This is a genomic window from Streptomyces sp. NPDC002698, from assembly GCF_042888945.1.
In the GTDB taxonomy this organism is placed as follows: domain Bacteria; phylum Actinomycetota; class Actinomycetes; order Streptomycetales; family Streptomycetaceae; genus Streptomyces.
In genome coordinates this window covers 173,934-200,159 of the sequence record NZ_JBIAQM010000003.1, presented here as the reverse complement: position 1 = coordinate 200,159, position 26,226 = coordinate 173,934, and the positions used below count along the sequence as shown (strand labels likewise).

At 72.0% G+C, this 26,226-nt stretch carries 18 protein-coding genes, 1 tRNA gene and 1 pseudogene; 8 read left to right on the top strand and 12 right to left on the bottom strand.

Annotated features, from left to right (window positions below):
- The first annotated feature begins 19 nt into the window (after nucleotides 1-19).
- The 4 genes and pseudogenes from ACFYW9_RS05600 to ACFYW9_RS05585 all read left to right on the top strand — a co-directional run.
- Nucleotides 20-3,067 (top strand): protein kinase, encoded by a 3,048-nt coding sequence (locus ACFYW9_RS05600; RefSeq protein ID WP_389145201.1) that lies wholly within the window; start codon nucleotides 20-22, stop codon nucleotides 3,065-3,067.
- A 188-nt stretch (nucleotides 3,068-3,255) separates the two neighbouring features.
- Nucleotides 3,256-4,884 (top strand): serine/threonine-protein kinase, encoded by a 1,629-nt coding sequence (locus tag ACFYW9_RS05595; protein ID WP_389145775.1) that lies wholly within the window; start codon nucleotides 3,256-3,258, stop codon nucleotides 4,882-4,884.
- A 108-nt stretch (nucleotides 4,885-4,992) separates the two neighbouring features.
- On the top strand, nucleotides 4,993-6,639 hold the full coding sequence (locus ACFYW9_RS05590) for a protein kinase (protein ID WP_389145198.1): 1,647 nt from the start codon (nucleotides 4,993-4,995) through the stop codon (nucleotides 6,637-6,639).
- A gap of 107 nt (nucleotides 6,640-6,746) precedes the next feature.
- Nucleotides 6,747-7,743: pseudogene (locus ACFYW9_RS05585) on the top strand (serine/threonine-protein kinase); the annotation flags it as partial.
- A gap of 198 nt (nucleotides 7,744-7,941) precedes the next feature.
- Here the strand turns inward: ACFYW9_RS05585 and ACFYW9_RS05580 are convergent.
- The 4 genes from ACFYW9_RS05580 to ACFYW9_RS05565 form a co-directional block, all read right to left on the bottom strand.
- On the bottom strand, nucleotides 7,942-8,451 hold the full coding sequence (locus tag ACFYW9_RS05580) for a GNAT family N-acetyltransferase (RefSeq protein ID WP_389145772.1): 510 nt from the start codon (nucleotides 8,449-8,451) through the stop codon (nucleotides 7,942-7,944).
- A gap of 77 nt (nucleotides 8,452-8,528) precedes the next feature.
- A tRNA-His gene (locus tag ACFYW9_RS05575) sits at nucleotides 8,529-8,601 on the bottom strand.
- A 108-nt stretch (nucleotides 8,602-8,709) separates the two neighbouring features.
- Nucleotides 8,710-9,312 (bottom strand): oligoribonuclease, encoded by a 603-nt coding sequence (orn, locus tag ACFYW9_RS05570; protein ID WP_351861689.1) that lies wholly within the window; start codon nucleotides 9,310-9,312, stop codon nucleotides 8,710-8,712.
- Nucleotides 9,313-9,475: 163 nt separating this feature from the next.
- Nucleotides 9,476-10,714, bottom strand: a complete 1,239-nt coding sequence (locus tag ACFYW9_RS05565) for a helix-turn-helix domain-containing protein (protein ID WP_351861687.1) — start codon at nucleotides 10,712-10,714, stop codon at nucleotides 9,476-9,478.
- Nucleotides 10,715-12,088: 1,374 nt separating this feature from the next.
- Between ACFYW9_RS05565 and ACFYW9_RS05560 the strand changes: the two genes are divergently transcribed.
- Nucleotides 12,089-12,616 (top strand): universal stress protein, encoded by a 528-nt coding sequence (locus ACFYW9_RS05560; RefSeq protein WP_261703579.1) that lies wholly within the window; start codon nucleotides 12,089-12,091, stop codon nucleotides 12,614-12,616.
- Between the two features lie 185 nt (nucleotides 12,617-12,801).
- A complete protein-coding gene (locus ACFYW9_RS05555) occupies nucleotides 12,802-13,365 on the top strand; it encodes a GPR1/FUN34/YaaH family transporter (protein ID WP_351861682.1) in 564 nt (187 codons plus the stop codon).
- A 150-nt stretch (nucleotides 13,366-13,515) separates the two neighbouring features.
- Here the strand turns inward: ACFYW9_RS05555 and glmS are convergent, their stop codons facing one another.
- Both glmS and ACFYW9_RS05545 read right to left on the bottom strand, forming a co-directional pair.
- Nucleotides 13,516-15,333 (bottom strand): glutamine--fructose-6-phosphate transaminase (isomerizing), encoded by a 1,818-nt coding sequence (glmS, locus tag ACFYW9_RS05550; RefSeq protein ID WP_351861680.1) that lies wholly within the window; start codon nucleotides 15,331-15,333, stop codon nucleotides 13,516-13,518.
- 14 nt (nucleotides 15,334-15,347) lie between these two features.
- Nucleotides 15,348-15,605, bottom strand: a complete 258-nt coding sequence (locus ACFYW9_RS05545; RefSeq protein WP_351861678.1) for a hypothetical protein — start codon at nucleotides 15,603-15,605, stop codon at nucleotides 15,348-15,350.
- A 164-nt stretch (nucleotides 15,606-15,769) separates the two neighbouring features.
- Between ACFYW9_RS05545 and ACFYW9_RS05540 the strand changes: the two genes are divergently transcribed.
- Nucleotides 15,770-17,338, top strand: coding sequence for a fibronectin type III domain-containing protein (locus ACFYW9_RS05540; protein ID WP_389145190.1), 1,569 nt, complete (start codon nucleotides 15,770-15,772; stop codon nucleotides 17,336-17,338).
- Between the two features lie 129 nt (nucleotides 17,339-17,467).
- Here ACFYW9_RS05540 and ACFYW9_RS05535 read toward each other — a convergent pair whose 3' ends face one another.
- A complete protein-coding gene (locus tag ACFYW9_RS05535; RefSeq protein WP_351861674.1) occupies nucleotides 17,468-18,349 on the bottom strand; it encodes a DUF4429 domain-containing protein in 882 nt (293 codons plus the stop codon).
- Nucleotides 18,350-18,484: 135 nt separating this feature from the next.
- Between ACFYW9_RS05535 and ACFYW9_RS05530 the strand changes: the two genes are divergently transcribed.
- Nucleotides 18,485-20,071: a beta-N-acetylhexosaminidase gene (locus ACFYW9_RS05530; RefSeq protein WP_389145186.1), complete on the top strand. Its 1,587-nt coding sequence runs from the start codon at nucleotides 18,485-18,487 to the stop codon at nucleotides 20,069-20,071.
- Between the two features lie 79 nt (nucleotides 20,072-20,150).
- Here ACFYW9_RS05530 and ACFYW9_RS05525 read toward each other — a convergent pair whose 3' ends face one another.
- The 5 genes from ACFYW9_RS05525 to ACFYW9_RS05505 all read right to left on the bottom strand — a co-directional run bounded on the left by ACFYW9_RS05525 (nucleotide 20,151) and on the right by ACFYW9_RS05505 (nucleotide 26,198).
- A complete protein-coding gene (locus ACFYW9_RS05525) occupies nucleotides 20,151-21,923 on the bottom strand; it encodes an IucA/IucC family protein (protein WP_389145183.1) in 1,773 nt (590 codons plus the stop codon).
- The gene (locus tag ACFYW9_RS05520) at nucleotides 21,920-22,471 is read right to left on the bottom strand and encodes a GNAT family N-acetyltransferase (protein ID WP_389145180.1); all 552 of its coding nucleotides are present in this window, start codon (nucleotides 22,469-22,471) and stop codon (nucleotides 21,920-21,922) included. Before ACFYW9_RS05520 ends, ACFYW9_RS05525 begins: the two co-directional genes overlap by 4 nt.
- Nucleotides 22,468-23,745, bottom strand: a complete 1,278-nt coding sequence (locus ACFYW9_RS05515; protein ID WP_389145177.1) for a lysine N(6)-hydroxylase/L-ornithine N(5)-oxygenase family protein — start codon at nucleotides 23,743-23,745, stop codon at nucleotides 22,468-22,470. Before ACFYW9_RS05515 ends, ACFYW9_RS05520 begins: the two co-directional genes overlap by 4 nt.
- Complete coding sequence (gene desA, locus ACFYW9_RS05510; RefSeq protein WP_389145174.1) at nucleotides 23,729-25,171, bottom strand: lysine decarboxylase DesA; 1,443 nt, start codon at nucleotides 25,169-25,171, stop codon at nucleotides 23,729-23,731. The genes ACFYW9_RS05515 and desA overlap by 17 nt, the downstream gene beginning before the upstream one ends.
- Nucleotides 25,172-25,340: 169 nt before the next feature.
- Entirely contained in the window at nucleotides 25,341-26,198 is an 858-nt protein-coding gene (locus tag ACFYW9_RS05505) for a siderophore-interacting protein (protein WP_389145171.1), read from the bottom strand.
- Nucleotides 26,199-26,226 lie beyond the last annotated feature (28 nt).

Below are 26,226 nucleotides of genomic sequence, written 5' to 3'. Positions count from 1 at the left end.
GGTCGGCTGGGGGAGCATCGTGGACGACTACGCGGGACGGGTACTGGCCGACCGCTACCGCCTGCCCCTGCCGCCGTCCGACGAGTACGAACTCGCCGAGAGCCGGGCCTTCGACACCTACAGCGGGCAGGAAGTCCTGGTACGGCAGGTGCCGTTGCCCGAGGTCGTCGAGGCCGAGGTGCTCGACGCGGACGGGTTGCCCGAGGGGTTCGTGGCCCGGGACGGCGGGGTGCGGCGGGCGTCCTCCCGCACCACCCGGCGGCCCACCGAACCGGCGGTGCTGCGCGCGATCGACGCGGCGCAGGCCGCCGCGCGGATCCCCGACCATCCCCGGCTCGACCAGGTCTTCGACGTGTTCGCCGAGGGCGGGTCGCTGTGGATCGTCAGCGAGTCGGTGCCCGCGAGGCCGCTGGCCGCACTGCTCGCCGAGAAGCCGCTCAGCCCCTACCGCGCCGCGGAGGTGGCGGCCGACGTCCTCACCGCGCTGCGGGTCCTGCACGCGCACGGCTGGGTGCACCGGAACATCACCGCGCGCACGGTGCTCGTCTGCGACGACGGCCGCGTCCTGCTCACCGGACTGGCGGCGGGGGCCGCGGAAGAGGCGCTGTGCGGGTACGACCCGGTCCCCGCGCCGGAGGACGACTTCACGGCCGGTCACGGATCCCTCCCCCGCGCCGGGCAGCCCGGTGACGCCGGTCCGGCCGGGACGGGCGCTCCTTCGGGTGCCGCCGGAGGCGGGCAGGGTGCCGCGGGCGGACGGGGACCCGTCGGCGGTACCGGATTCGGCGGCGGCGCGCGCGGTGTCGCCGTGGCGGCCACGAGCGGCGCGGACGCCGAAGCGGCCCGGCGGGCGGCGATCGAGGCCCGCGCGAAGCAGGGAACGCCGGTCCCGGGGACACCGGTGCCCGGCGCGCCCGTGGCCGGCCGGGGACCGCGTGCCCTCGAAACGGGCGATCCGGCGGGTCCGGGCCGTCCGGCGGGTACGGCCGGGCCGGACGGCGGACCGGAGACGGGCGGGCAGGCGGAGGACGCCGGGGACGACATCCGCGCCGCGCGCGCCGGGGCCATCGCCGCGTACCGCGCCGGAGCGCGGGCCGCCGCCCGCGTACAGGGGGAGCGCCGGGGCGACCCGCTCGCCCTGCCGGCACCCCGGCCCTCCGCACCCGGCGAGCAGACCGGCCAGGACAGCCGGTACGGCACCCCGCACTCCCCGCAGGAGGCCCACAACCCGCCGCGCCCCCCTGGCCAGGACAGCCGGTACGGCGCCTCCCCGTACACCCCGGGGTCCCAGGGCCACACCCCGCCGCACCTTCCCGGCCAGGGCGGCGGCCCGCAGTCGCACAGTGCGCCCCCGGGGCAGATAGCCGACCCGTACGGAGTCGGCGGCACCGGCAGGTACGGAGTCCAGCCGCGTCCTGCCGCGGCCCACGGAGAGGGGCCGGCGGGGGGTGACACGGCCTACGGCCGCGCCGCGTTCGCGCCCGGACAGGCGCCCTACGGCACAGGGCAGGGCGGCCGTCCCGGCATCCCGGCCCCCGGACGGCCCCTCGGCGGCGAGCGGACCCCGGACGACGGCCGGTCCACCGGCGGTTTCCCGGCACCCGGCGGCACCCAGGTGCCCGTACCGCCCGGAGGATTCACCGACGCCGGGCACGCCCGCGTGTCCGGCGTCTCCCCGGTCCCCGACCACACCCGGGCGCCCGGCACTCCGCGGGGACTCGCCCCCGCCCCGCACCCCTCCGGCCGTCCCGGAGGCGGTTGGGGCGATCTGGTCGCCGGGACGTCGCCGCGCCGAGGGCCGGCCACCGCGCTCGCGGCCGAGCGGGCCCGGCAGGCGCGGATGGCCGTGGTCGGGCCGGTCACCGAGCGCTGGGCGCCCGAGCAGGCCGGACCGGTGCACGAGAACTGGCAGCTGGCGGCCCCGATCGGACCGGCGACCGACCTGTGGGCGCTGGGCGCGCTGCTCTTCCGCGCCGTGCAGGGACACGCTCCCTACCCGGAGGAGAACACCGCCGAGCTGGTCCAGCTGGTGTGCGCGGAGCCGCCCGCGTTCGCCGAGGAGTGCGGGCCGCTGCGCCCCGTCGTCGAATCGCTGCTGCGCCAGGACCCCACGGAGCGGCTCGACTTCGAGGAACTGCGCGGCTGGCTGCGGTCGTTGGTGCGGTCCGCGCCGGAGCCCGAGGCGGGGGCGCACGTCGTGCCCGCACCGCCCGTCAACCCGAGCCGGCTGCCGATCGTACGGCGCCGGGGCGAGCTCGTCCGCAGGCGTCGCGCCGGACTGCCCGCGACCAGCCCGCACGCCCGCCACAAGCGGGCCAGGCGGGAGAACACGGCGGGTCCCCGACGGCTGGGCCGGAACCTGCTCCTGCTCGTCCTGCTCCTGCTGGCCGCGGCGGTCGCGTACGCGGTCGTCTTCATGCCCAAGGCGGACCGGAGCGGCACCGGCGACGGGCGCACCGGCGCCGCCGGACAGGCCGGCCCCGCCACACAGCCCGGTGGCGACCCGACCGCGAGCAACGCGCCCGGCTCCGACCAGGCCTCGCCCGACCCCGGCAGGAGCCCCTCGGGGAAGTCCAGTTCGACCTCCTCGCACACCACCGCCGATCCCGGTGTCGCCGACGGGTTCACCCTCCGCAAGGACCCCGAGGGATTCCAGGTCGCCGTGGCGAGCGGCTGGACGCGTTCGCCGAGGAACGGCAGCGGCCAGGTCGTCTACTCCCAGGGGGACTTCGAGCTCATCCTCGTACCCGGGCGGGACGGCACGGCCACGTACGGCAGCGACCCGATGACCTATCAGCGGGAGAGCGAGAAGGAGTTGCAGCCCTTCCGGGACTCGACCTGGGCGACCTCCAGCGGGATGCGGCGGATCGACGTGGGCGGCAGGGCGATGGCCGAGGGCCAGTTCACCTGGCAGGACTCCGCGGGGCATTCGCTCTATGTGCGCAACCTCGCGATCCTCGTCGCCGGGCACTACCACGTGGTCCAGGTGCGCGGCCCGGACGCCGAGCGCGACGAGGTCTCGCGGCTGTACGAGCAGGCGTCGTCGACGTACCAAGTCAGCCGCTGAGCAACCCTTTTGCCCTCCCCACGCCGTGTTTGGCCAGGCGAGAGACGTTGAACACCAAACGGTTCCCTTCCGTACAGGGATGGGACAACCGTCACAGTGAGGTCTCCGTACGACCCCGCTTGTTCCCAGGGTGGGTACCTCTCCTTAGTCTGACCCTGTCAAGACCATTGCGGGGAAACGTGAATCAGATGCAGGGCCTGCTCCTCGCGGGCCGCTACCGGCTTGTCGAATCCATCGGCAGCGGTGGCATGGGCCGGGTTTGGCGCGCACACGATGAGGTGCTGCACCGCGCCGTCGCGGTCAAGGAGCTGACCGCCGCGCTGTACGTCGCCGAGAGCGACCTGGCCCGGCTGCTCGCCCGGACCCACGCCGAGGCGCGGGCCGCGGCCCGGATCAACCACTCGGCCGTCGTCACCATCCACGACGTGCTGGAACACGACAACCGGCCGTGGATCGTCATGGAGCTGGTGGAGGGCAACTCGCTGGCCGACGAGGTCAAGGAGCAGGGGCGCCTCGAACCGGCCGAGGCCGCACGGATCGGGCTGTGGGTACTGCGCGCGCTGCGCGCGGCGCACGCCGCCGGTGTGCTGCACCGGGACGTGAAGCCGGGCAACGTCCTGCTCTCGCCCGACCGCCGTGTCCTGCTCACCGACTTCGGGATCGCCCAGGTCGAGGGCGATACGACGATCACGCGCACCGGCGAGATCGTCGGTTCCGTCGACTACCTCGCGCCCGAGCGGGTGCGCGGCCACGACCCCGGTCCCGCCTCCGACCTCTGGGCCCTCGGGGCCACGCTGTACACCGCGGTGGAGGGCCGGTCGCCGTTCCGCCGCACGTCGCCCATCGGCACCATGCAGGCCGTCGTCGAGGAGGAACCCGCCGAACCGGTCAACGCGGGGGTTCTGGGGCCCGTCCTCGCCGCGCTGCTGCGCAAGGATCCGGCCGAGCGGCCCGGTGCGGCGCAGGCCGAGCAGATGCTCGCCGAGGCGGCGTCGGGACGACTGTCGAGTGAGGCGTACGCGCCGACGGGGCAGGCGGGGTACGACACCCCGGAGTCGCGGACCGGCACCGGTACCCGCGCGCACACGGCCTCCACCACGCCGTACCGGCCGGTGACGATCGGGCCCGTGCCCGCGCCGCCGAAGCGGCACCGCCTGCGTACGTTCGCCCTGGTCGTCGCCTTCGCGGCGCTCGTCGGCGGGGGTGTCGCGGTCGCGCTGCAGCACTTCGGCCCGGGCGGCAGCCCCGGCGGCTCCACCTCCGCGTCGTCGACCCGGAGCGCCGACGCCGAGCCGAGCGACAAGCCGAGCTCCGAGCCGAGCGACAAGGGCGGTCAGGGGGCGGTTCCCGCCGGCTGGGAGCGGCACGACGAGGCGGGCTTCAGCATCTCCCTGCCCAAGGGGTGGAAGCCGTCCGTCTCCATCGACCAGGACGGCCTCCGGCAGATCGACTACTCACCCGACAAGGGCAAACACCTCGTGCGGGTCGCCGTCGACACCGCTCCGGACTTCAGCACCTCGTACGAGCACATGAGCGACCTGGACGGGAAGCTCTCGGAGCGGCTGCGGGACTACAGACAACTGCTCCTCAAGGAGGAGCTGTTCCGGGACCAGCCGGGTGCCCGATGGGAGTACACCTGGGACGCCCTGGCCAAGGACGCGCCGCACTACTTCCCGGGGCCCTACCGTGCGATCGACGTCGGGTACATGAAGAGCGACGGCACCGAGTACGCCGTCTACGAGTCCTCGCCGGCCGTCGAATGGACCGCCACCAAAAAGCAGTTCGACACGATTCTGCGGAGCTTCCAGGAGGGCTGATCCGAGCCTGAGCCGCCGGGAGCGTGCCACCGGGTGTCCTGGGGCAGCGGCATACTTGGCCGGTCGGTGCCACGGAAGGGGTCGGTCCGGTGGGGCATGATGAGACCCATGGGGACCGAGGGGGAGAACGCCCGTGTGATCGCGGGGCGTTACCGGCTGGAGACCAGGATCGGCCGGGGCGGCATGGGCGTCGTCTGGCGTGCCACCGACCAACTGCTCGGCCGCCGGGTCGCGGTGAAGGAGCTGGCCCTCGACGACTCGCTCTCGGCGGAGGAGTCCCGGCTCCAGCGCGACCGCACCCTGCGCGAGGCACGGGCCGTCGCCCAGCTCCACCACCCGCACATCATCGTCGTCCACGACGTCGTCGAGGACGACGAACGCCCGTACATCGTCATGGAACTGATCGACGGCGGCTCGCTCGCCGAACGGATCTCCGCGAACGGGCCGGTCGACGCGCGCGAGGCCGCCCGCATCGGCATCGACCTGCTCCAGGCGCTGCGCCGCGCGCACGACGCGGGCGTCCTGCACCGCGACCTCAAGCCCGCCAACGTCCTCGTCGAGGAGGGCACCGACCGCATCGTGCTCACCGACTTCGGGATCGCCCAGGTCGCGGGCGCGACGACGCTCACGGAGACCGGCGCGTTCGTCGGCTCGCCCGAGTACACCGCGCCCGAACGGATGGCCGGGGCGCGGAGCGGTCCCGAGTCCGACCTGTGGTCGCTCGGCGCGCTGCTGTGCACGGTGCTGAGCGGGGCGTCGCCCTTCAGACGCGACTCGCTCGGCGGCATCCTGCACGCGGTCGTCGTCGACGAGATCCGCCCGCCGGCCCAGGCCGCGCCGCTGCTGCCCGTCGTACGAGGGCTGCTGGAGCGCGACCCGGAGCGGCGGATCGACGCGGCGGAGGCGGAGCGGATGCTGCGCGCCTACCGGGACACCGGCCGTACGCCGCGCCTGCTGGTCCCGTACACGCCGACGCGGCGGGACGTACCCCATGTGTCCCTGCGCAGATCCGCGCCCGAGGCGCCGGGGACCTCCGCCGCCACCGTGGCCGACACCCCGCCCCGGCAGTCCACGCGCAGCCTCCTCGTCGCCGCGGCGCTGGTCGCCGCGATGGCCGGCGCGGGGGTGTCCGCGGCCGCGCTGCTGATGGGCGGCGGCGGAGAGGGCAGACCGGCCTCGTCGAGTGCGCCGGGCACGCCCCGCACCTCCTCCGCCTCGTCCCCGGCGTCCGGCACACCCTCGGTCCCGCCCCGGGGCGCCGGACCCACCGTCACGGTGACCAGCCACCGCACTCCGCCCGCCACCGCCCGCACGGCGCCCTCGGGCTACCGCGTCGCGACGGATCCGAACGGCTTCTCGCTCGCCGTGCCCGACGGCTTCACGCGCGATCCGCAGGGCGAGCGGATCTTCTACATGTCGCCGGGGGACGTCTTCCGCATCGGCATCAAGGTGGCCGATCCCGTGACCGGGGGGCCGCTGGGCGTGATGCGGCGGGCGGACGCCGACGGGCCCTCCAGCAATCCCGGCTACCGCGACGGCAGGGTCGCGCGGACGGTGCACGAAGGGCACACCGCCGCCCTGTGGGAGTTCACCTGGGACGGCTTCACCGCGGCGGAGGGACCACGGCACACCTACGACCTGTGCTGGGAGGAGGGCGGCCGGATGTACGACGTCTGGGTCTCCGCGCCGGTGGGCCGGGTGACGGAGGCCAAGGAGTACTTCGACGTGGCGCTGGACACCTTCGCGGTCTCGTGACGGAGCGATTCCGTAAACGGGAGATAAGGGATGCCCGCGTCACGGCTCTGTGACCGGTGGGCGCAGAGGCTGGATGACGTGGCGTCCGCCGCGATACAGATGGACGCATGAGTGACGACGGGGGAGTCCCTCTCGGGGGCGACGAGCCGACGAGTTTCAGTCTGCGACCACCGAGACCTGTGACGCGGGAGCGGCAGCCGGGGGCCGCGGTGCCGGGGCAGTCGGGGCCCGCGGTGCCGGGGCAGCCGCCGGAGGGCCAGGGGCACGTCCGGCAGCCGGGGGCAGCGGGGCCCGGCCGGCAGCCGGAGGTTCCGGTCGCCGTCCCGTTCCCGGGCAATCCCTATGCCACGCCCGCCGGCACCGTCCCGGACCGGGCCGGGGCCTCGCCGTCGGCGCCCTCGGGGGAACCGGGGGCGGGCCGGCTCGTCGCCGGGCGCTATCGCCTGCTCGCCAAGCTGGGGCACGGCGGCATGGGCACGGTGTGGCGGGCCGTGGACGAGACCGTGGACCGCGAGGTCGCCGTCAAGGAACCGCGAGTCCCGGACCATCTTCCCGAGCGTGAACGGGCCAACGCCTACGAGCGGATGCGGCGCGAGGCACGCGCGGCGGCGCGGCTCGACCATCCCGCCGTGGTGAACGTCCACGACGTCGCCGTCGTGGACGGGCAGCCCTGGATCGTCATGGAGCTGGTGCGGGGCCGCTCGCTCGGCGACGCCCTCAGGGAGGGCACCCTCGGCAGCCGCGAGGCCGCGCGCATCGGCCTGGAGGTCCTCGGAGCCCTGGAGGCGGCGCACGCGGCGGGCGTCCTGCACCGTGACGTCAAGCCCGACAACGTGCTCCTCGGGCCGCACGACCGCGTCGTGCTCACCGACTTCGGCATCGCCCGGATCGAGGGCGACACGAGCCTGACGGACACCGGCGGCTTCGTCGGCTCGCCCGAGTACATCGCCCCGGAGCGGGTGCTGGGAGTACGCCCCGGGCCCGCCTCCGACCTCTGGTCGCTCGGCGTGGTGCTCTACGCCGCCACCGAGGGCGTCTCACCGTTCCGGCGCAGCAACACGCCCGCCACGCTCCAGTCGGTCCTCAACGCGACACCGGCGGGGGGGGGCGGCGGCGGGGCGCCCCCCCCCCCCCCCCCCCACCACACGCCCCCCCCCCCCCCCCACACCCCCCCCCCCCCCCCCCCCCCCCCCCCCCCCCCCCCCCCCCCCCCCCCCCCCGCCGCGCCCCCCCCCCCCCCCCCCCCCCCCCCCCCCCCCCCCCGTTCCGGTTCCGGGCCGTCGTGCCCGGGACCGGAACGGGTCACCGTCGTACCGTCAGCTCCCAGCGGACCTCGCCGTCGTGGAGTTCGCCGGTCGCGGTGAGTCCCGCGGCCGCGGCGACGGCGGCCGAGGCGTGGTGAGCGGGGTGCACATGCGCCACGACCGTGCGGACGGGGAACGCCCGGGCCGCGTGCCGGACCAGTGACCTCGCCGCCTCCACCGCGTATCCCCGGCCCTGCCAGGGTGTGCCCACGACCCAGGCGACCTCCGCGGTCTCCTTCGAGACGGTCGCCTGCACCGTCCCCACGAGGCATCCCAGGGCCCGCTCCCGCAGCACCCAGTTGCACCAGAGGACGTCCGGATCCGGCGAGCCCGCGACGAGGCGCTCGTACCGGGCCCGCAGCGCCTGCGGAGTGTCCGGCGCCCCGCCGATGAACGCGTGCAGCGCCGGATCGGCCAGCACCGCGGCCATCTCCTCGGCGTGCCCGGCCCGCAACGGGAGGAGATCGAGCCGGGTGGTGGCGAGGGGCTTCGTGGGGTGGGACACCAGGGGAGCGTACGGGCCGCGGGGTCCGGGAACGCAATCAGCCGGTGACCTGTTCAACAGGTCACCGGCTGATTACTCAGGGTGAGTGACGGGACTTGAACCCGCGGCCACCTGGACCACAACCAGGTGCTCTACCAACTGAGCTACACCCACCATGTCCGGTCTTCGGGTTTCTCCGACCGGCCGAGAAAAAGTGTACAGGGTCTGAAGGGGTGCTCGCGCACAGCTTTTTCCGGGGCCCATCCGGGCCCCGTCAAAGGCCTATTCGGTGGGCAGGACGTGCTTGGCCGCGATGGCGCGGGCGGTGTCCGAGTCGGGGCCGGGCTGCGGGACGAAGATCGCCTCGCGGTAGTAGCGGAGCTCGGCGATGGACTCGCGGATGTCGGCCAGGGCGCGGTGGTTGCCGTTCTTCTCCGGACTGTTGAAGTACGCCCGGGGGTACCAGCGGCGGGCCAGCTCCTTGACGGAGGACACGTCCACGATGCGGTAGTGGAGGTAGTCCTCCAGCGTCGGCATGTCGCGCAGCAGGAAACCGCGGTCCGTTCCGACGGAGTTCCCGCAGAGCGGGGCCTTGCCCGGCTCCTTGACGTGCTCACGTACATAGGAGAGGACCTGCTCCTCGGCGTCCGCCAGGGTCGTCCCCCCGGCGAGCTCCTCCAGCAGGCCGGAGGCCGTGTGCATCTGGCGCACCACGTCCGGCATCGTCTCCAGGGCCGCGTCCGGCGGGCGGATCACGATGTCCACCCCTTCGCCGAGCACGTTCAGCTCAGAGTCGGTGACCAGCGCGGCCACTTCGATGAGCGCGTCTTCCGACAGCGAGAGTCCTGTCATCTCGCAGTCGATCCACACCATGCGATCGTTCATGCGTCTCACCCTACGGCCAGCCTCCCTCCGGTGGACCCGCCCGTGCGCCCCGCCGGGGCGGCGCATCGCACCGGATCCGGGCCCGCGGGTGAAGGGGTCCGCATACGAAGGGGCCCGCACCCGAAGGTGCGGGCCCCGCGTGTCCTGCCGGCTGCCGCCGGACCTATGGCGCGCTGCGCTGTCCGGGCAGGCTCGGCCTGCCCGTGGCGTACAGCTCCGCCCGTTCCCGCATCGCCTCCGCGGAGAGCGACGCCGCCGCGCCCAGGCCGGCCGCCGCGGTGCGGCGGGTCTGCATCGGGACCGGGCCCGAGTGCTCCTGGTGCAGTGACGTCGGCGGTCCGACCGGACCCGAAGGGCCGTCCGGATCCACGGTCCGCTCGGCCTGCGGCCTGCGGGCGCGGTACGCCGCCCGGTACGCGGCCGGGGACGAACCCAGCTGCCGCCGGAAGTGGCCCCGCAGCGCGACCGGTGAACGGAAGCCGCAGCGGCCCGCGACCTCGTCCACCGAGTAGTCGGACGTCTCCAGGAGGCGCTGCGCCTGCAGGACGCGCTGAGTGATCAGCCACTGCAGGGGAGCGCTTCCGGTGAGCGAGCGGAACCGGCGGTCGAAGGTGCGGCGGCTCATGTAGGCGCGAGCCGCCAGCGTCTCGACGTCGAACTGCTCGTGGAGATGCTCCAGCGCCCAGGCGACGACCTCCGCGAGGGGGTCGGCGCCGATCTCCTCCGGCAGCGACCGGTCGAGATAGCGCTCCTGGCCTCCGCTGCGCCGCGGCGGGACCACCAGACGCCGGGCGAGCGCGCCGGCCGCCTCGTTGCCGTGGTCCGTCCGCACGATGTGGAGACAGAGATCGATTCCGGCCGCCGTACCCGCCGATGTCAGGACGTCGCCGTCGTCCACGAAGAGCTCGCGGGGGTCGACGTGCACCGACGGATAGCGTTTGGCCAGCGTCGGCGCGTACATCCAGTGGGTGGTCGCCGGACGGCCGTCCAGCAGGCCGGCCGCGGCGAGCACGAAGGCGCCGGTGCACAGCCCGACTATGCGGGCGCCTTCCTCATGGGCACGGCGCAGTGCGTCGAGTGCCTCCTCCGGTGGTGGCGAGGTGATCGACCGCCAGGCGGGCACGACGACCGTGCCTGCCCTGGAGATCGCTTCCAGGCCATGTGGTGCGGTGAGTTCCAGGCCCCCTGTGGTCCGCAGCGGGCCTTCCTCGCCGGCACACACCAAAAGGCGGTAGCGCGGCACGCCGGCGTCCTGGCGGTCAATCCCGAACACCGACAGCGGAATGGAACTCTCGAAAATGGGGCCGCCGCTGAACAGCAGCACCGCGACGATCTCCTTGCGGCGTCGCCCGGACAGTTTCCGGGCCGCGGTTTCCGGCGCGGCAGTGGAGTCGTGGCTCATCCTGCTAAGCCCCCCTCGGTGGTCGCGGCTCCTCGGTTGTGTCGCTCCTGCACGTTTCCCCTCGGTCCTGCACGAGTCCCCCGCCGTAAGACAAGATCGAATCTACTGTGTCCCGTCACGCCAGGGTGACCAGTTCGGTACTCCGCAGAATGTCGACATGGCAACTTGGCGTGAAGCATTCGATCACGAAGCGTTGCACTCGTGGGCGCCGCAGGGAAGTGCGCCTCGTGGCAGTGGCCAATCCACATAGGGTGCGCGCGGCCTCCGTACCCCTTTAGGTGCAGGTCGAACGGGGGTTGGGGGGTCGTTCGAGCAAGGGATGCGCCACTGCCGGAAGTTGGCTGAAAAGAAGCGTAGGTGTGCGCGCAAACCGGTCAGTCGACCGACTCGCTCCCCTCGGTGTGACGAGCGCCTCGGTGAACTCCCGTGCCGCTTCCGCCCCGTGGGGCGACCCCCGGGCCCGCTCCGCTCCCGTGCCCCGTGACCCCCGTGGCTCCCGTACTCCTGGCACCGGTCCTCCCGTGCCGTCCGCGCTGCCGCGGGGCGCGTCGGCGCGGGCGCGGGTGCGACGTGCTCCGCTGCTCGTCGGCCAGGAGCGCCGCCCCCCGTTCGGACCGGCGCAGCAGGATCACACAGACCCCCGTCACGGCCGCGAGGCCAAGTCCCGTACCGGCCGCGCCGGCGAGCGAACTGCCGTACCGGAGGAGAACCGCCGGGACCAGGACGCAGCTGAAGGCCGCCCAGCGGACCACGTCGCCCACCGCGTCCGGCGCGGGAGGAGCCGGGGGGCGTGAACCGGGGCATGTTCCCGATCGCGATCCGGAGTGTGATCCGGGTCGCGCTCCGGGGGGTGCCGCGGGCGGTACGGAACGGGCGGGGCGGGCCGGCGGGGCGGAGGGCGCGGAGGGTGTGGAGGAGCGGGGGGCGGTGTCGGGTCCGGACACGTTCTGCTCCCTGGTGCTCCGGTGTTCTCCGCGCTCCGCACGGCATGTGATCTCCATGGCGTGCCTTCTCCGCGGCGGCTGCGACCGGTTCAACGCGCGTTCGACCCGCCGGTCACCGCCCGGCCGGTGGGGGTGTGTGTCCGGAAGGGGGCCGCCCGGTCCCGCCCGCCGACCGGACCCCCCGTTCCCGGGGAGCCGGTGCAAATTCACAGGGGGCCCTGCGCAAACCGCCTGTACGGGGCAGCAACCATTGCGTTACGGGCACCCTCTCGTGCATGCTCCCTGGAATGCCGCGTAAGGCGCGCGGGATCTGGGCAGAGGAGGCGTGCCGCCGTACCCTTGGGGGTATGGGGTTGGGAAGATGTTTCCCAGACACAGCTCTGCCGTTCGTTGTCGTCCCCACCACGAGGATCCAAACGCCGAGACACCCATGGCCGGTCACGAATTCTTCGATCCCGCGGACCGCAAGCGCCCGCTCGCCGATCCCACGGCGGCCGAGCCCCTGGCGGCGGAAGAACCCCGCCAGTCCTGCGATCCCGCTTTCAAGCACGGCGTCGTCGTCGGTTTCGACGGTTCGACGTCCAGCGAGCGTGCCCTCGCCTACGCGATCGGGATGGCCCATCGCTCCGGTTCGGGCCTGATCATCGTCCATGTGGCCAACCGGCTGCCCACCACGGTGTGGGCGGGCTGCGAGCCGCCTGTCTTCGTCGACGTCCCGGACCATCGCACCGAGGTGCTGGGTCTCGAACTCGCCTGCGCCGAATACCTCTCCGAGGTCCCCTGGATCCTGGTCGAGCGCGGCGGCGACATCTGCCACGAACTCGAGGAAGTGGGCCGGGAGTACGAGGCGGACGCGATAGTCGTGGGCTCCACGCACGGCATCGTCGGGCGCATCTTCGGCTCGGTCGCGGGACGGCTCGCCAAGCGCGCCAAGCGCCCTGTCATCGTCATTCCCTGACGCCCCGTCCCTTACGGGGTGGTCCGGCCGCGCCGCGCGCGACCGGCGGCGTTCTCTGCGCGGTGAGTGAACCTACTGACGCGTAGAGGTGTTTGTGCCTTTGTGAAGGGCATATACGGGACGCCGGTCCTACGCGGCGACCGGTACGGCGCAGCACAACTGCACAGGCATGAAGGGAGCCCGCCGTGGACAACGACGTCTCTGCGGGAAGCACCACCACCGTCATAGGAAGACTCGCGCTCGGCGTGACCCTGCTGGCCTTCGGCCTCGGGTACACCGACTTGATCGACGGGGTGACGGCGGCCGACGCCGTGTCACTCGCCCACTACGTAGGCGGCGTCGCGCTCTTCGTCGCCGGTCTGCTCGCCTTCCGCGACCGTGACACGGCGAACGGCACGGCCTTCACGGGAATCGGCGCCCTCTGGTTCACCTGGGCCGTCTCGGCCGGCGGCCAGGTCTCCGACAACGCGGCGGGACTCTTCCTGCTGCTCTTCGCGCTCGTCGTGCTCTCGCTCGCCCTCGCGGGCGGGGACACCCTCGGTCAGGGCGCCTACGGACTGTTCTTCGTCTCCCTGCTGCTTCTCGCCGTCGGCCGTTTCGCGGACAGCACCGTCCTGGGCAAGGCCGGTGGCTGGTTCGCCGTCGCGGCCGGCGCGGTCGCCTGGTACGCGGCCACCGCGGCTCTCGCCCACTGGCCCACCGCGCTTCCGCGACGCGCCGCCGGCCGGGGGGTGACGGCCACCGGCTGACCTCGGCGCGGGCCGGGGTATTGGGCGGCTCCGGCCCCTCGAAGAACGATCCCCGTGCGCGGGTGGTGCGCACGGGGATCGTTCATGTCCGGCCGCCGGCAAGGGACTTGCGTGGCGACGAAGGGGTGGCGGAGCGCCGTCCGGTGGTGACTACTCGACGGTGACCGACTTGGCGAGGTTGCGCGGCTTGTCGATGTCCCGGCCGAGCGCCAGCGCCGTGTGGTAGGCGAGGAGCTGGAGCGGGATGCCCATCAGGATCGGGTCGAGCTCGTCCTCGTTCTTCGGGACGACGATCGTCTGGTCGGCCTTCTCCTGGTGCCGGTGCGCGACGGCGAGGATCTGGCCGCTGCGGGCCTTGATCTCCTCCAGGGCGGCGCGGTTCTTCTCCAGCAGGTCGTCGTCGGGGACGATCGCGACGGTGGGGAGCGCCGGCTCGATGAGCGCCAGCGGACCGTGCTTGAGCTCGGAGGCCGGGTACGCCTCGGCGTGGATGTACGAGACCTCCTTGAGCTTCAGCGAGGCCTCGCGGGCCACCGGGTAGCCCCGGACGCGGCCGATGAAGAGCATCGAGCGGGCCTCGGCGTACTGCTCGGCCAGCTTCTTGATCTCGTCCTCCTGCTCCAGGATCTCGGCGATCTGGGCGGGGAGCTTGCGCAGGCCCTCGATGATCCGCTTGCCGTCGCGGACCGACAGGTCGCGGGTGCGGCCGAGGTGCAGGGCGAGCAGGGCGAAGGCGACGGTGGTGTTGGTGAAGCACTTCGTCGAGACGACGCAGACCTCGGGGCCCGCGTGCACGTACATGCCGCCGTCCGCCTCGCGGGCGATCGCCGAGCCGACGACGTTGACCACGCCGAGGACCCGCGCGCCCTTGCGCTTGAGCTCCTGCACGGCGGCCAGCACGTCGTAGGTCTCACCGGACTGGGAGACCGCGATGTACAGGGTGTCGGGGTCGACGACCGCGTTGCGGTAGCGGAACTCGGAGGCCGGCTCGGCGTCCGCGGGGATACGGGCCAGCTCCTCGATCATCTGGGCGCCGATCATGCCCGCGTGGTACGAGGTGCCGCAGCCGAGGATCTTCACGCGGCGCACGGCGCGCGCGTCGCGGGCGTCCAGGTTCAGGCCGCCGAGGTGGACGGTCGAGAAACGGTCGTCGATGCGGCCGCGCAGCACGCGGTCCACGGCCTCGACCTGCTCGTGGATCTCCTTGTGCATGTACGTGTCGTGGCCGCCCATGTCGTACGACGCGGCCTCCCACTCGACGGTGGTCGGCTCGGACGTCGTCCGCGTGCCCTCGGTGGTGTACGTCCGGAACTCGTCGGCCTTGAGCGTGGCCATCTCGCCGTCGTCCAGCGTGACGATCTGGCGGGTGTGGGTGACCAGGGCGGCGATGTCCGAGGCGACGAACATCTCCTTCTCGCCGATGCCCAGCACGACGGGGGAGCCGTTTCGCGCCACCACGATGCGGTCGGGGAAGTCGGCGTGCATCACGGCGATGCCGTAGGTGCCCTCGATGACCCGCAGCGCCTCGCGGACCTTGTCCTCCAGCTTCACCTGCTGGGAGCGGGCGACGAGGTGGGTGAGGACCTCGGTGTCGGTCTCGGAGAGGAACTCGACGCCATCCGCTTCGAGCTTCTTCCGCAGGTCGGAGGCGTTGTCGATGATGCCGTTGTGGACGACCGCGACCTTGTCGTCGGCGGACATGTGGGGGTGCGCGTTCTCGTCGGAGGGGGCGCCGTGCGTGGCCCAGCGGGTGTGGGCGATACCCGTGGTGCCGGCGAAGCGCTTGGGGACCTTCGCCTCCAGGTCGCGGACCCGCCCCTTCGCCTTGACCATCTTCAGGCCGGCCGACTTCGGGGAGGTCACGACTATGCCCGCCGAGTCGTAGCCGCGGTACTCCAGGCGCTGAAGGCCTTCGAGGAGCAGCGGGGTCACATCACGCCTGCCGATGTATCCGACGATTCCGCACATACAGGTAGATTCCCTCAGCCATAGACGATGCGGCGGAGCTGCCTGAGTGTGAGCTCCGGCGGCGCGACCGCGCGATATTTCAGGTCCGCCTCGATCCGTTCGAAGATCGACTCGTTCACCAGGCCCTGGGCCTGGAGCTCGCGGTGGCGGCGGCGGACGAACTCCTGGGCCGTCTCGTCGAAATAGGCGAGAACGTCCTGGATCACCCGCAGCGCCTCACCCCGGTTCAGGGGGGTCGACCGCGTCAAATGATCAACGAGTTCGTCGTGCACCCGTTGATCCTGGGGTACCGGAAGACGATTCGCAAGAATTCTGCCCGATATCGGGCAAGCGCTTGTTGAATCTCTCATGGTGTGCTGTTTGTGGGCTGTCCATCCGGCGTCCTGCGTCCCGTCGATTGCCCGGAGCAACTTCTGGATCCATGGACACTCCACGCATGGGCGTACCCGAGCGGCTCGCCGAGAAGATGACCATGGCCGAGCAGCACGAGTACCTTCGCGCCAGGTTCTCGCGGCGCAACATGATCAGAGGCGGCGCCGTGACCATCGGCGCCGTCGCGGGCGGCGCCTTCGTGCCCGGCGTCGCACAGGCCGCCGCCCCGGCGCAGCGGACCTCCGCCCCGGCCTCGGCGGAGAAGGTCGACGGCGCGCTCGTCGCCCCCTTCGGCCGCCACCTCGCCTTCGGCAACGACCCGCGCACCGAGATGACCGTCTCCTGGCAGGTGCCGGCCGCGGTCGGCAAGCCCTACATCCGCATCGGCGCCCACCCCTGGGACCTCTCCCGCAAGATCGACGCCGAGGTCCGCACCCTGTACACCCCGGCCGGCGTGGGCGCGAGCGGCGACCACACCCAGTACTACCTGCACGCCAAGCTCACCCACCTGCGCCCCGGCAGGACCTACTACTACGGCGTCGGCCACGCGGGCTTCGACCCGGCCCAGCCGCACCTCCTCGGCACGCTCGGCACCTTCACCACCGCGCCCGACCGCGCCGAGCCCTTCACCTTCACCGCCTTCGGCGACGAGGGCGTCGGCTACCACGGCCTCGCCAACGACGCCCTGCTGCTCGCCCAGAACCCCGCCTTCCACCTGCACGCCGGCGACATCGCGTACGCGGACCCGGCCGGCCAGGGCAAGACCGCCGACACCGGCTTCGACTCGCGCATCTGGGACCAGTTCCTCGCCCAGACGGAGACGGTCGCCAAGCAGGTCCCGTGGATGCCGGCGTACGGCAACCACGACATGGAGGCCTGGTACTCGCCCAACGGCTACGGCGGCGAGGAGGCCCGCTGGACGCTTCCGGACAACGGCCCCGACAAGGCCAACCTGCCCGGCGTCTACTCCTTCGTCCACGGCAACACGGCGATCATCTCGCTCGACGCCAACGACGTCTCCTTCGAGATCCCGGCCAACCTCGGCATCTCGGGCGGCACCCAGACCAGGTGGCTGGAGGCGCAGCTCAAGAAGTACCGCGCCTCGAAGGACATCGACTTCGTGGTGGTCTTCTTCCACCACTGCGCGTACTGCACCTCCACGGCGCACGCCTCGGAGGGGGGCGTGCGACAGGAGTGGGTGCCGCTGTTCGAGAAGTACACCGTCGACCTGGTGATCAACGGCCACAACCACCAGTACGAGCGCACGGACGTCATCAAGGCGAACGCCGTCACCAAGAAGCTGCCGATCGGCGGCACGGCGTACACGGAGACCGACGGTGTCGTGTACGTGACGGCGGGCGCGGCCGGCCGCAGCCTGTACGCGTTCAGCGCCCCGGAGTCCTACGAGGGCAAGGAGAACGAGGTCGAGTCCGTCGCCTCCTTCGTCAACCTGAAGGAGGGCCGGCAGAACGAGACGGTCGCCTGGTCGCGCGTGCGCTACCTCAACTACTCGTTCCTGCGCGTCGACGTCCAGCCCGCCCCGAAGGGACGCCTGGCCACGCTGAAGGTCCGCGGTATCGCCGAGACCGGCGCGGAGGTCGACCACTTCACGATCGCGCGCCGGGCCAGGTAGTCCCGGGCACCCGCCCGGGCGCGCCGGGTACCGCCGGCCCCCAGGAACCAGGTACGCCCGGAAGGCGGGGCGTACCGCCTCCCTGACCGGCGGCCGGCCCCCGCGCGGCGGTCCTCGCCCGCCCGTTTCCTACAGGCGCTTGAGGACCGCCTGCTTGGCCAGGGCGAACTCCTCGTCCGTCAGGACGCCCTCCCTGTGCAGCTCGCCCAGTTCGCGCAGCCTGCGCAGGAGGGCGTCGTGGTCGGCCCCGGGCCCCGGCCCCAGGGCCGCCGCCCCGTCCGGCTCCTCGGCGGGACGGTCCTCCACCGCCGCCGCCGGATGCGGCAGCCTCGCCTGCACGGCCGCCGCGACCAGCGCCATCAGCGGGTCCCGTTTGAAGCCCCACAGCTCCACGGAGTTGGGGTCGTACTTCGGCGGCGCCTTGGTGTCGGCGCCGCGCACGGTGAAGCGCAGACAGCCGTTCTCCAGTCCGGCCGCCGGCCGCCACTCGACGGCCGTTATCTCCGCGAGCGCGAGCGTCCGGGCACCCGCCGCGGACTTCGCCTCCTCCGTCTTCCAGTTCCACTCCAGACGTACGCGCTCGCCGTCGAAGCTCGCCGTACCGTCACCCGCGGACGCGGACAGCGGCACCGCCGGGCCGGGCACCAGATAGCCGTCGACCGGACCGGCCGGGACCTGGTCGAGGAGCAGCGCGTCCCGCACCTCGTCCACGAGGTACTCGGCGACCCCGAGACGGTCGGCCTCCACCGTGAGCTGATACGGGTCGTTCGGCTCCGCGAGCTTGCCGCCGGTCGCCTGGAGCAGCGGGTCGGCGCCGTCGCGCAGCCGGAGCCTGAGCCGCCCGCCCTTCTTGCCCTGCTCCAGCGATACACCCGCCAACGCGCCGAGCGGCACGGTGAGTTCACCCAGGGTCCGGCGCAGCAGGCTGACGTTCTTGTCCCGCCCCGGCGTCAGCCGCAGAGTGTCGCCGTCGAAGATCCATGTGCCGTCCCGCTGGATGATTTCCGCCATGCGGGGGATTGTTCCACCCCGTCTGCGGCAGAGTGGTCTCGACCAATCAGAGGTATCGACCAGATCGAGGGGCACGGCGAAGGCGCGCGGCCGAGGACGGGCCGGGGTTCTCGCCGGGCACCGAAGGGAGCGCTTGTGAGACAGCACCACAGAACGCCCCGCCTTCTCGGTACGCTGCTGCTCGTGGCGACGGCCGGCTTCTCCCTCGTCGGCGCGGCACCGCACACCGGGGCCACCGCCGCCCCGCTGGGCCGCGTCGTCCCGGCCCCCGCCTCCGTCGAGCCGGGCGGAGCCCCGTACCGCATCACCGGTGACACCCGCATCCGCGTCGACGACTCGCGCGCGGCCCGCGCTGTCGGCGAGTACCTCGCCGGCGTCCTGCGGCCCTCGACCGGCTACCGGCTGCCGGTCGGCTCGCACGGCGCGGGAGCGATCCGGCTCCGGCTCGGCGGCAAGGGGCTGGGCGACGAGGGCTACCGGCTCGACAGCGGCGCCTCGGGCGTCACCATCACGGCCGGCAGGCCCGCGGGCCTCTTCCACGGCGTCCAGACCCTGCGGCAGCTGCTGCCCGCCGCCGTCGAGAGGAAGTCCGTACAGCGAGGCCCCTGGCTGATCGCCGGCGGCACCATCAGGGACACCCCGCGCTACGCCTACCGCGGCGCCATGCTCGATGTCTCCCGGCACTTCTTCACCGTCGCCCAGGTCGAGCGCTACATCGACGAACTCGCGCTCTACAAGGTCAACAAGCTGCATCTGCACCTGAGCGACGACCAGGGCTGGCGCATCGCCGTCGACTCCTGGCCGAGGCTCGCGGCCCACGGCGGTTCCACCGAGGTCGGCGGCGGAGGGGGCGGCTTCTACACCAAGGCGGACTACCGCGAGATCGTCCGGTACGCCGCCTCGCGGTATCTGGAGGTCGTCCCGGAGATCGACATGCCCGGGCACACCAACGCCGCCCTCGCCTCGTACGCCGAACTGAACTGCGACGGGGTCGCGCCGCCGCTCTACACCGGCACCGAGGTCGGCTTCAGCTCGCTGTGCGTGGGCAAGCCGCTGACGTACGCCTTCGTGGACGACGTGATCCGGGAGCTGGCCGCGCTCACCCCCGGCGGGTACCTCCACATCGGCGGCGACGAGGCACACTCCACCAGCCACGCCGACTACGTGACCTTCATGGACAAGGTGCAGCCGCTGGTCGCCAGGTACGGCAAGAAGGTGATGGGCTGGCACCAGCTGACCGGGGCCACCCCGGCGGCGGGCGCCCTCGCGCAGTACTGGGGTCTCGACGACACCGGTGCCGAGGAGAAGGCGCAGGTCGCCGAGGCCGCGCGGAACGGGACCGGGCTCGTGCTGTCGCCCGCGGACCGGCTCTACCTCGACATGAAGTACACCGCCGACACCCCGCTCGGGCAGGACTGGGCCGGGCTGGTGGAAGTGCGGCGCTCCTACGACTGGGACCCGGGAAGCTACCTTCCCGGCGTGCCCGCCTCGGCCGTCAAGGGTGTCGAGGCGCCGCTGTGGACGGAGACGATCCAGAGCTCCGCGGACATCGACGTCATGGCCTTCCCGAGGCTGCCCGGGGCCGCCGAACTCGGCTGGTCCCCCGCCTCGACGCACGACTGGGACACCTACAAGGTGCGCCTCGCCGCCCAGGCGCCCCGCTGGGACGCCCTGGGCATCGGCTATTACCGCTCGCCCCAGGTCCCCTGGCCCGCGGGCTAGGGGGAATGCCGACGGGCGCCCCGGAGGACCGTCTCCGGGGCGCCCGCCCGTCTTCGGGGCTCCTCGCGGAGCCCGGTGCTCAGAACCCGGCGATCGGGTTCTTCAGGGTGCCGATGAGCTGGAGCGCGCCCGACGGGTCCGTCAGGTCGACCATCTGCCGGTTGTCGCGCAGCTGGAGCCGGTTGAGGCAGGACAGCGCGAACTCGGGCGTGAACAGGTCGTACTGCCGGAACTTGTCCTCGAGTTCGGGCGTCGCCTCCTGGTAGGCGCGCACCGACTCGGCGACCGTCCGCCAGAAGTCCTCCTCGCCGAGGACGCCCTCGTCCGCCAACTGGGCAGCCAGGAAACGGAAGAAGCAGTCGAAGACGTCCGTGAAGATGGACAGCAGCTTCGTGTCCTCGGGGACCTCGACCCGGATCCGCTCCACCGCGGGCGGCAGCACCGCCTGCGGGTCCATGACCGCGATCTCCTCGGCGATGTCCTTGTAGACCGCCCGCCGCACGGCGCCGTCCTCCAGGACGAGGATGACGTTCTCGCCGTGCGGCATGTAGACCAGGTCGTAGGCGTAGAAGCTGTGCAGGAGCGGGGTGAGGTAGGCGCGCAGATAGCCGCGCAGCCACTCCACCGGCGTCAGGCCCGACCGTTCGATCAGCGCGGCCGCGAACGAGGCGCCCTCGTGGTCGACATGGACGAGGGACGCCATCGTCGCCAGGGACTCGCCCTCCCGGAGCGAGGGGACCGGGCTCTCGCGCCACAGCGCGGCGAGCATCTTGCGGTACGGGGAGTACCGGTCGGTGGCCGCCTCGTACTCCAGGTGCCGGTAGCCGACGGCCGCCCGCTCACGGATGATCGACAGACCCGTCGACTTCAGCACCGGGTCGTTCTCGACGAGCTGGGCCAGCCAGTCGTTGATGGCCGGGGTCGCCTCCATGTAGGCGGCGGACAGGCCCCGCATGAAGCCCATGTTCAGCACGCTCAGCGCCGTCTTCACATAGTGCTTCTCGGGGCTGGTCGTGTTGAAGAACGTCCGGATGGACTGCTGGGCCAGGTACTCGTCGTCGCCCTCGCCGAGACAGACCAGGCGCCGCTGCGCGACCTCGGCCGCGAACGTCACGGACAGCTTGTTCCACCACTGCCAGGGGTGCACGGGTATGAGGAGGTAGTCCTCGGGGTCGAGCCCGCGCTCGCGCAGGATCCCGTCGAACCGCTCGACCGTCTCCGCGCCCAGCTCGCCCTGCACGAAGGACTCGTACGCGATGCCGACGCCCGCCGTGAAGGCGGCCCGTGAGCGGTGCGCGGCCAGCCACACCAGCCGCACCGGGTTCGCGGTCTCGGGCGCGTAGGCGAGGTAGTCGTGTACACCGAAGCCGAGCCGCCCGTTGTTGGCGACGAAGCAGGGGTGCCCCTCGGTCATGCCGGTCTCGATGGCCTGGAAACCGGAGCCGGCCAGCTCGCGCACGGGGATCCGCGGCTTGGTGAGCTTGTAGCAGGTGCCCGCGAGGGTGGAGGAGATCTCCTCCAGGTAGACGGGCAGGATCTCGTCGCTCAGGCCGAGCGACTTCCTCAGCTCGACGAAGAAGTCGATCGCGGACAGCGGGAGTTCGCCGCCGTCACGGTGCCGGGTGATCGACTCGGCGGCCACCTGCCAGTGGTCGAGGGACCACCTGGTCGCGGTGAACCGGTAGCTCGTCAGGCCGTCGTCGCCGCGGACCTCGTAGCGGCCGTCCGGCAGACTCCGCGGGGCGATCAGCCGCTCGTGGGCGAACTCGGCGAGCGCCTTGCGGAGAAGGAGGCGGTTGGCTTCGGCCCAGCGCTCGGGGGAGAGGTGGGCGACGCTCTCGGCGGGACTCACGCGGCCACCGCCTTCGTGAACTGCTCCCGGGTGCAGAAGCTCAGCAGCGCCTTCTTCTCGGGCTTCTGGATCTCCCCCACGGGCACGAAGCCGACGGCCTCGTTGAGGGCGTGCACGGCCGTGTTGCTCACGTCGGGCTCGACGACGACGCGCTCGGTCGCCGGGTCGGCGAAGAGGTGCTCCATCACCGTGGTGATCACGGCCCGGGTGAAGCCGTGCACGGGGGTGTCGCTCGGGGCGACCAGGAAGTGCATGCCGACATCGCCCGGCTCCGGCTCGTACAGGCCGACGAGTTCGACGTACCGGGGGTCGTAGCGCTCCATCAGGAAGACGGGCTCGCCGTCCAGGAGGCCGAGGAGGGCGTCGTGGTGCTCGCTGGCCGCGATGGCCATGTACTCGCGCTCCACGTCGTGCAGTCTCGCCCCCTGCATCATCCAGAAGGCGGCCTTGGGATGGGTCACCCACCGGTGCAGCACCGGCGCGTCCTCGACGGGGTCGAGGGGGCGGACGGTGAAGGTGCCGATGGCGGTGGAGGTGGCGGTGGTCATACGGCGAACTCCTGGAACGCGATGGTCTTCTCGACCGGGTAGTACTCGGTGCCGAGCAGCTCACGGATGATGGACGCGTTGCGGTACGGGCCCATGCCGAGGTCCGGCGAGGTGATCGAGTGGGTGTGGACGCCCGCGTTCTGCAGGAAGATCCCGCGCCCGGTGGTGTCGATGGCGTAGTTGCGGGCCACGTCGAAGTTGCCCTGGGTGTCGTAGCGGAGCCGGTCGCGGACCGGCGCGAGGAACGCGGGCTCGGCGTAGCGGTAGCCGGTGGCCAGCACCAGGCCCGCCGAGCTCAGCTCGTAGTCCCTGCCCTGCTCCTGCTGGCGGAACCCGAGGGTGTACGTGCCCTGGTCGTACCGCGCGCTCTCCAGCGAGGAGTTGGTGAGGAGCCGGGCGGGAACCGGGCCGCCGAGGTTCTTCTGGTAGAGCAGGTCGAAGATCTCGTTGATCAGCTCGCCGTCGATGCCCTTGAACAGGCCCTTCTGCTCCGACTGGAGGCGGTAGCGGGTCGCCTCGGGCAGCGCGTGGAAGTAGTCGATGTACTCCGGGGAGGTCATCTCCAGGGTGAGCTTGGTGTATTCGAGGGGGAAGAAGCGCGGCGAGCGGGTCACCCAGTTCAGCCGGTAGCCGTGGACGTCGATCTCGCTGAGCAGGTCGTAGAAGATCTCGGCGGCGGACTGGCCGCTGCCGATCAGGGTGATCGAGTCCTTGGCCTGGAGCTCTTGCTTGTGCCGCGTGTAGCGGGAGTTGTGGATGAAGTCGCCGCCGAGGTCCGCGCAGGAGTCCGGGACGTGGGGCGAGGTGCCGGTGCCGAGGACCAGGTGGCGGGCGCGGAACAGCTCGCCGGCCTCGGTCCGTACGGTGTACACCTCGTCCTCGTACGTCACCTCCGCGACCGTCGTGGAGAAGCGGACGCTGCTCAGCTTGTCCGCGGCCCAGCGGCAGTAGTCGTCGTACTCGACCCGCAGCGGGTAGAAGTTCTCGCGGATGTAGAACGCGTACAGACGGCCCGATTCCTTCAGGTAGTTGAGGAAGGAGTACGGGGAGGTCGGGTCGGCGAGGGTGACCAGGTCCGACATGAACGGGGTCTGGAGGTGCGCGCCCTCCAGGAACATGCCGGAGTGCCACTCGAAGTGGGGCTTCGACTCCAGGAAGACGCCGTTGAGTTCGGCGATCGGCTCGGTCAGGCAGGCGAGACCGAGGTTGAAGGGCCCGAGCCCGATGCCCACAAAGTCGTAGGTCGTGTTCGTGGATTCAGCAAGCGCGGTCAAGGGACTCTCCCAGGTACTGCTCGGCGTGGCCGGCGATCAGATCGAGGACGGCGGCGATGTCGTCCGTCGTGGTCTCGGGGTTGAGCAAGGTGAACTTCAGGTAGTGGCGTCCGCCGACCTTGGTGCCCGCGACGACGGCGTCACCGGAGGCGAACAGGGCCTTGCGGGCGTAGAGGTTGGCGCGGTCGATCTCGGCCGGGTCGGTGACGGCGGCCGGGATGTACCGGAAGACGAGGGTGGACAGCGAGGGCCGTACGACGACGTCGAAGCGCGGGTCGGCGGCGAGCAGTTTCCAGCCCTCGGCGGCCAGGTCGCAGACCTCGTCGAAGAGTTCGCCGATGCCGTCGGCGCCCATGACGCGCAGCGTCATCCACAGCTTCAGCGCGTCGAAGCGGCGGGTGGTCTGGAGGGACTTGTCGACCTGGTTGGGGATGCGCTCGGTGACCATGCGGCGCGGGTTGAGGTACTCCGCGTGGTAGGTCGCGTGGCGCAGGGTCGCGGCGTCGCGGACCAGTACGGCCGAGGAACTCACGGGCTGGAAGAAGGACTTGTGGTAGTCGACGGTGACGGAGTCGGCCCGTTCGATGCCGTCGATGCGGTCCCGGTTCTTCAGCGAGGCGAGCAGTCCGCAGCCGTAGGCCGCGTCCACGTGCATCCAGGCGCCGAACTGGGAGCACAGCTCCGCGATCTCGGGCAGCGGGTCGATGGAGCCGAAGTCGGTGGTGCCGGAGGTGGCGACGACGGCCATGGGGACGAGGCCGTCCTGGCGGCAGCGCTCCAGCTCGTGGGCGAGGGCGACGGTCTGCATGCGCTTGTCGTGGTCGACGGGGATCGAGACGACGGCGTCGGGGGCGAGGCCGAGGAGCTTGGCCGATTTCTTGACGCTGAAGTGGCTGGCCTCGGAGGCGAAGATCCGCAGATCGGCGAGGCTCTCCGCCTTGGCCTCCTCCCTGGCGAGGAGGAGGGCCTGGAGGTTGGACTGGCTGCCGCCGCTGGTGAACACGCCGTCGGCGGCCGGGCCGAGACCGATGCGCTCGTTGGTCCAGTCGATGAGCTTGCGCTCGATCAGGGTGCCGCCGGCCGACTGGTCCCAGGTGTCCAGCGAGGAATTGACGGCGGACAGGACGGCCTCGCCGAGCACGGCCGGGATGACCACCGGGCAGTTGAGGTGGGCGAGGTAGCGCGGGTGGTGGAAGTAGACCGCGTCCCGGAGGTAGACCTCTTCCAGCTCGTCGAGGACGGCCGTGGTGTCGTGCAGCGGCTTGTCGAGGTCGATCCCCTCGATGCGGGGGGCGAGTTCGTCGACCGTGACACCCGTGAACGGGCGGTCGGTGGCGGCGAGTTTGGCGGCCACCCGCTCGACCCCTTCGGTCACGGAGCGGCGATACCGGTCCGCGGTGGTGTCGTTGAGCAGGTGCGAGCGCATGTGGGGGTCCTCCGTGCGGGGGGGGGTCCGAGCGGGACACGGGAAAGGGCGAGGTCGCTGGTTCGACTTAGGCTAGCCTAACCTAAGTCGATCAAGCGTCCTCGCCCTGGCCCGTCCTTCGTGACGTACGCCTCTTTTCGATCAGCTGGAGGCATCCGGGGGAGCGGAACTACTCGCCCTGTTGCCGCAGTTGTTCCTCCGTCAGGCCCTGCCGCCAGTACCCGACGAAGGTGACCCGCCGGCGGTCGATGCCGCGCTCGCGCACCAGGTGGCGGCGCAGTTCCCGTACGCGTCCGGACTCGCCCGCGATCCAGGCGTAGGGGGCCTCGGCGGGCGGGAGTCGCGCTTCCCGCAGGGCGCCGAGCGCCAGGGGCGGATCCCCGGCGGTGTGGTCGTCCCCGACCAGCCAGGTGATCTCGGCGTCGGCCGGGGTGGTCAGGTCCTGGATGTCACCGGCGTGCGGGACCTCCAGCCAGGCCCGCACCCGCAGGCCCGCCGGGAGGGATCCGAGAATGGCGGACACCGCGGGGAGGGCCGTCTCGTCGCCCCACAGGACCACGAGGTCGGCGTCCGCGGGCGGCCTGAAGCGGATGGCCCGGTTGTCCGCCACGGCCGGCCCGAGCAGGACGACGCGGTCACCGGCCCGCGCGCCGGACGCCCAGCGCGCGGCGGGCCCGGCGGGGACGGCCGCGCCCGGCTCCAGGCCGTGCAGCGCGAAGTCGATGTCGATCTCGTCGGGATCGCGGCGCAGTTCGCGCAGGGTGTACGAGCGCATCACCGCCCTTACGTCGTCGGGCAGTTCGCGCCAGGCCTGCCACCAGTCGTCGCCCAGCTCGACGGGTACGGCCGGCTCGTCCTGGCCGGGGTGCGGGAGGAACAGCGACAGGGACTGGTCCCGCCCGTCGGAGTGGAAGTCCACCAGGTCGGTTCCGCCGAAGGTCACCCGGAGCAGAGACGGGCCGAGCCGCCTCGTCCGTACGACCCGGAGGGTGAAGAAACGGAACGGGGCGGCTACGGCCGTCGCCATGTGTGCTCCTGAGTGATCGTCAGGGGGT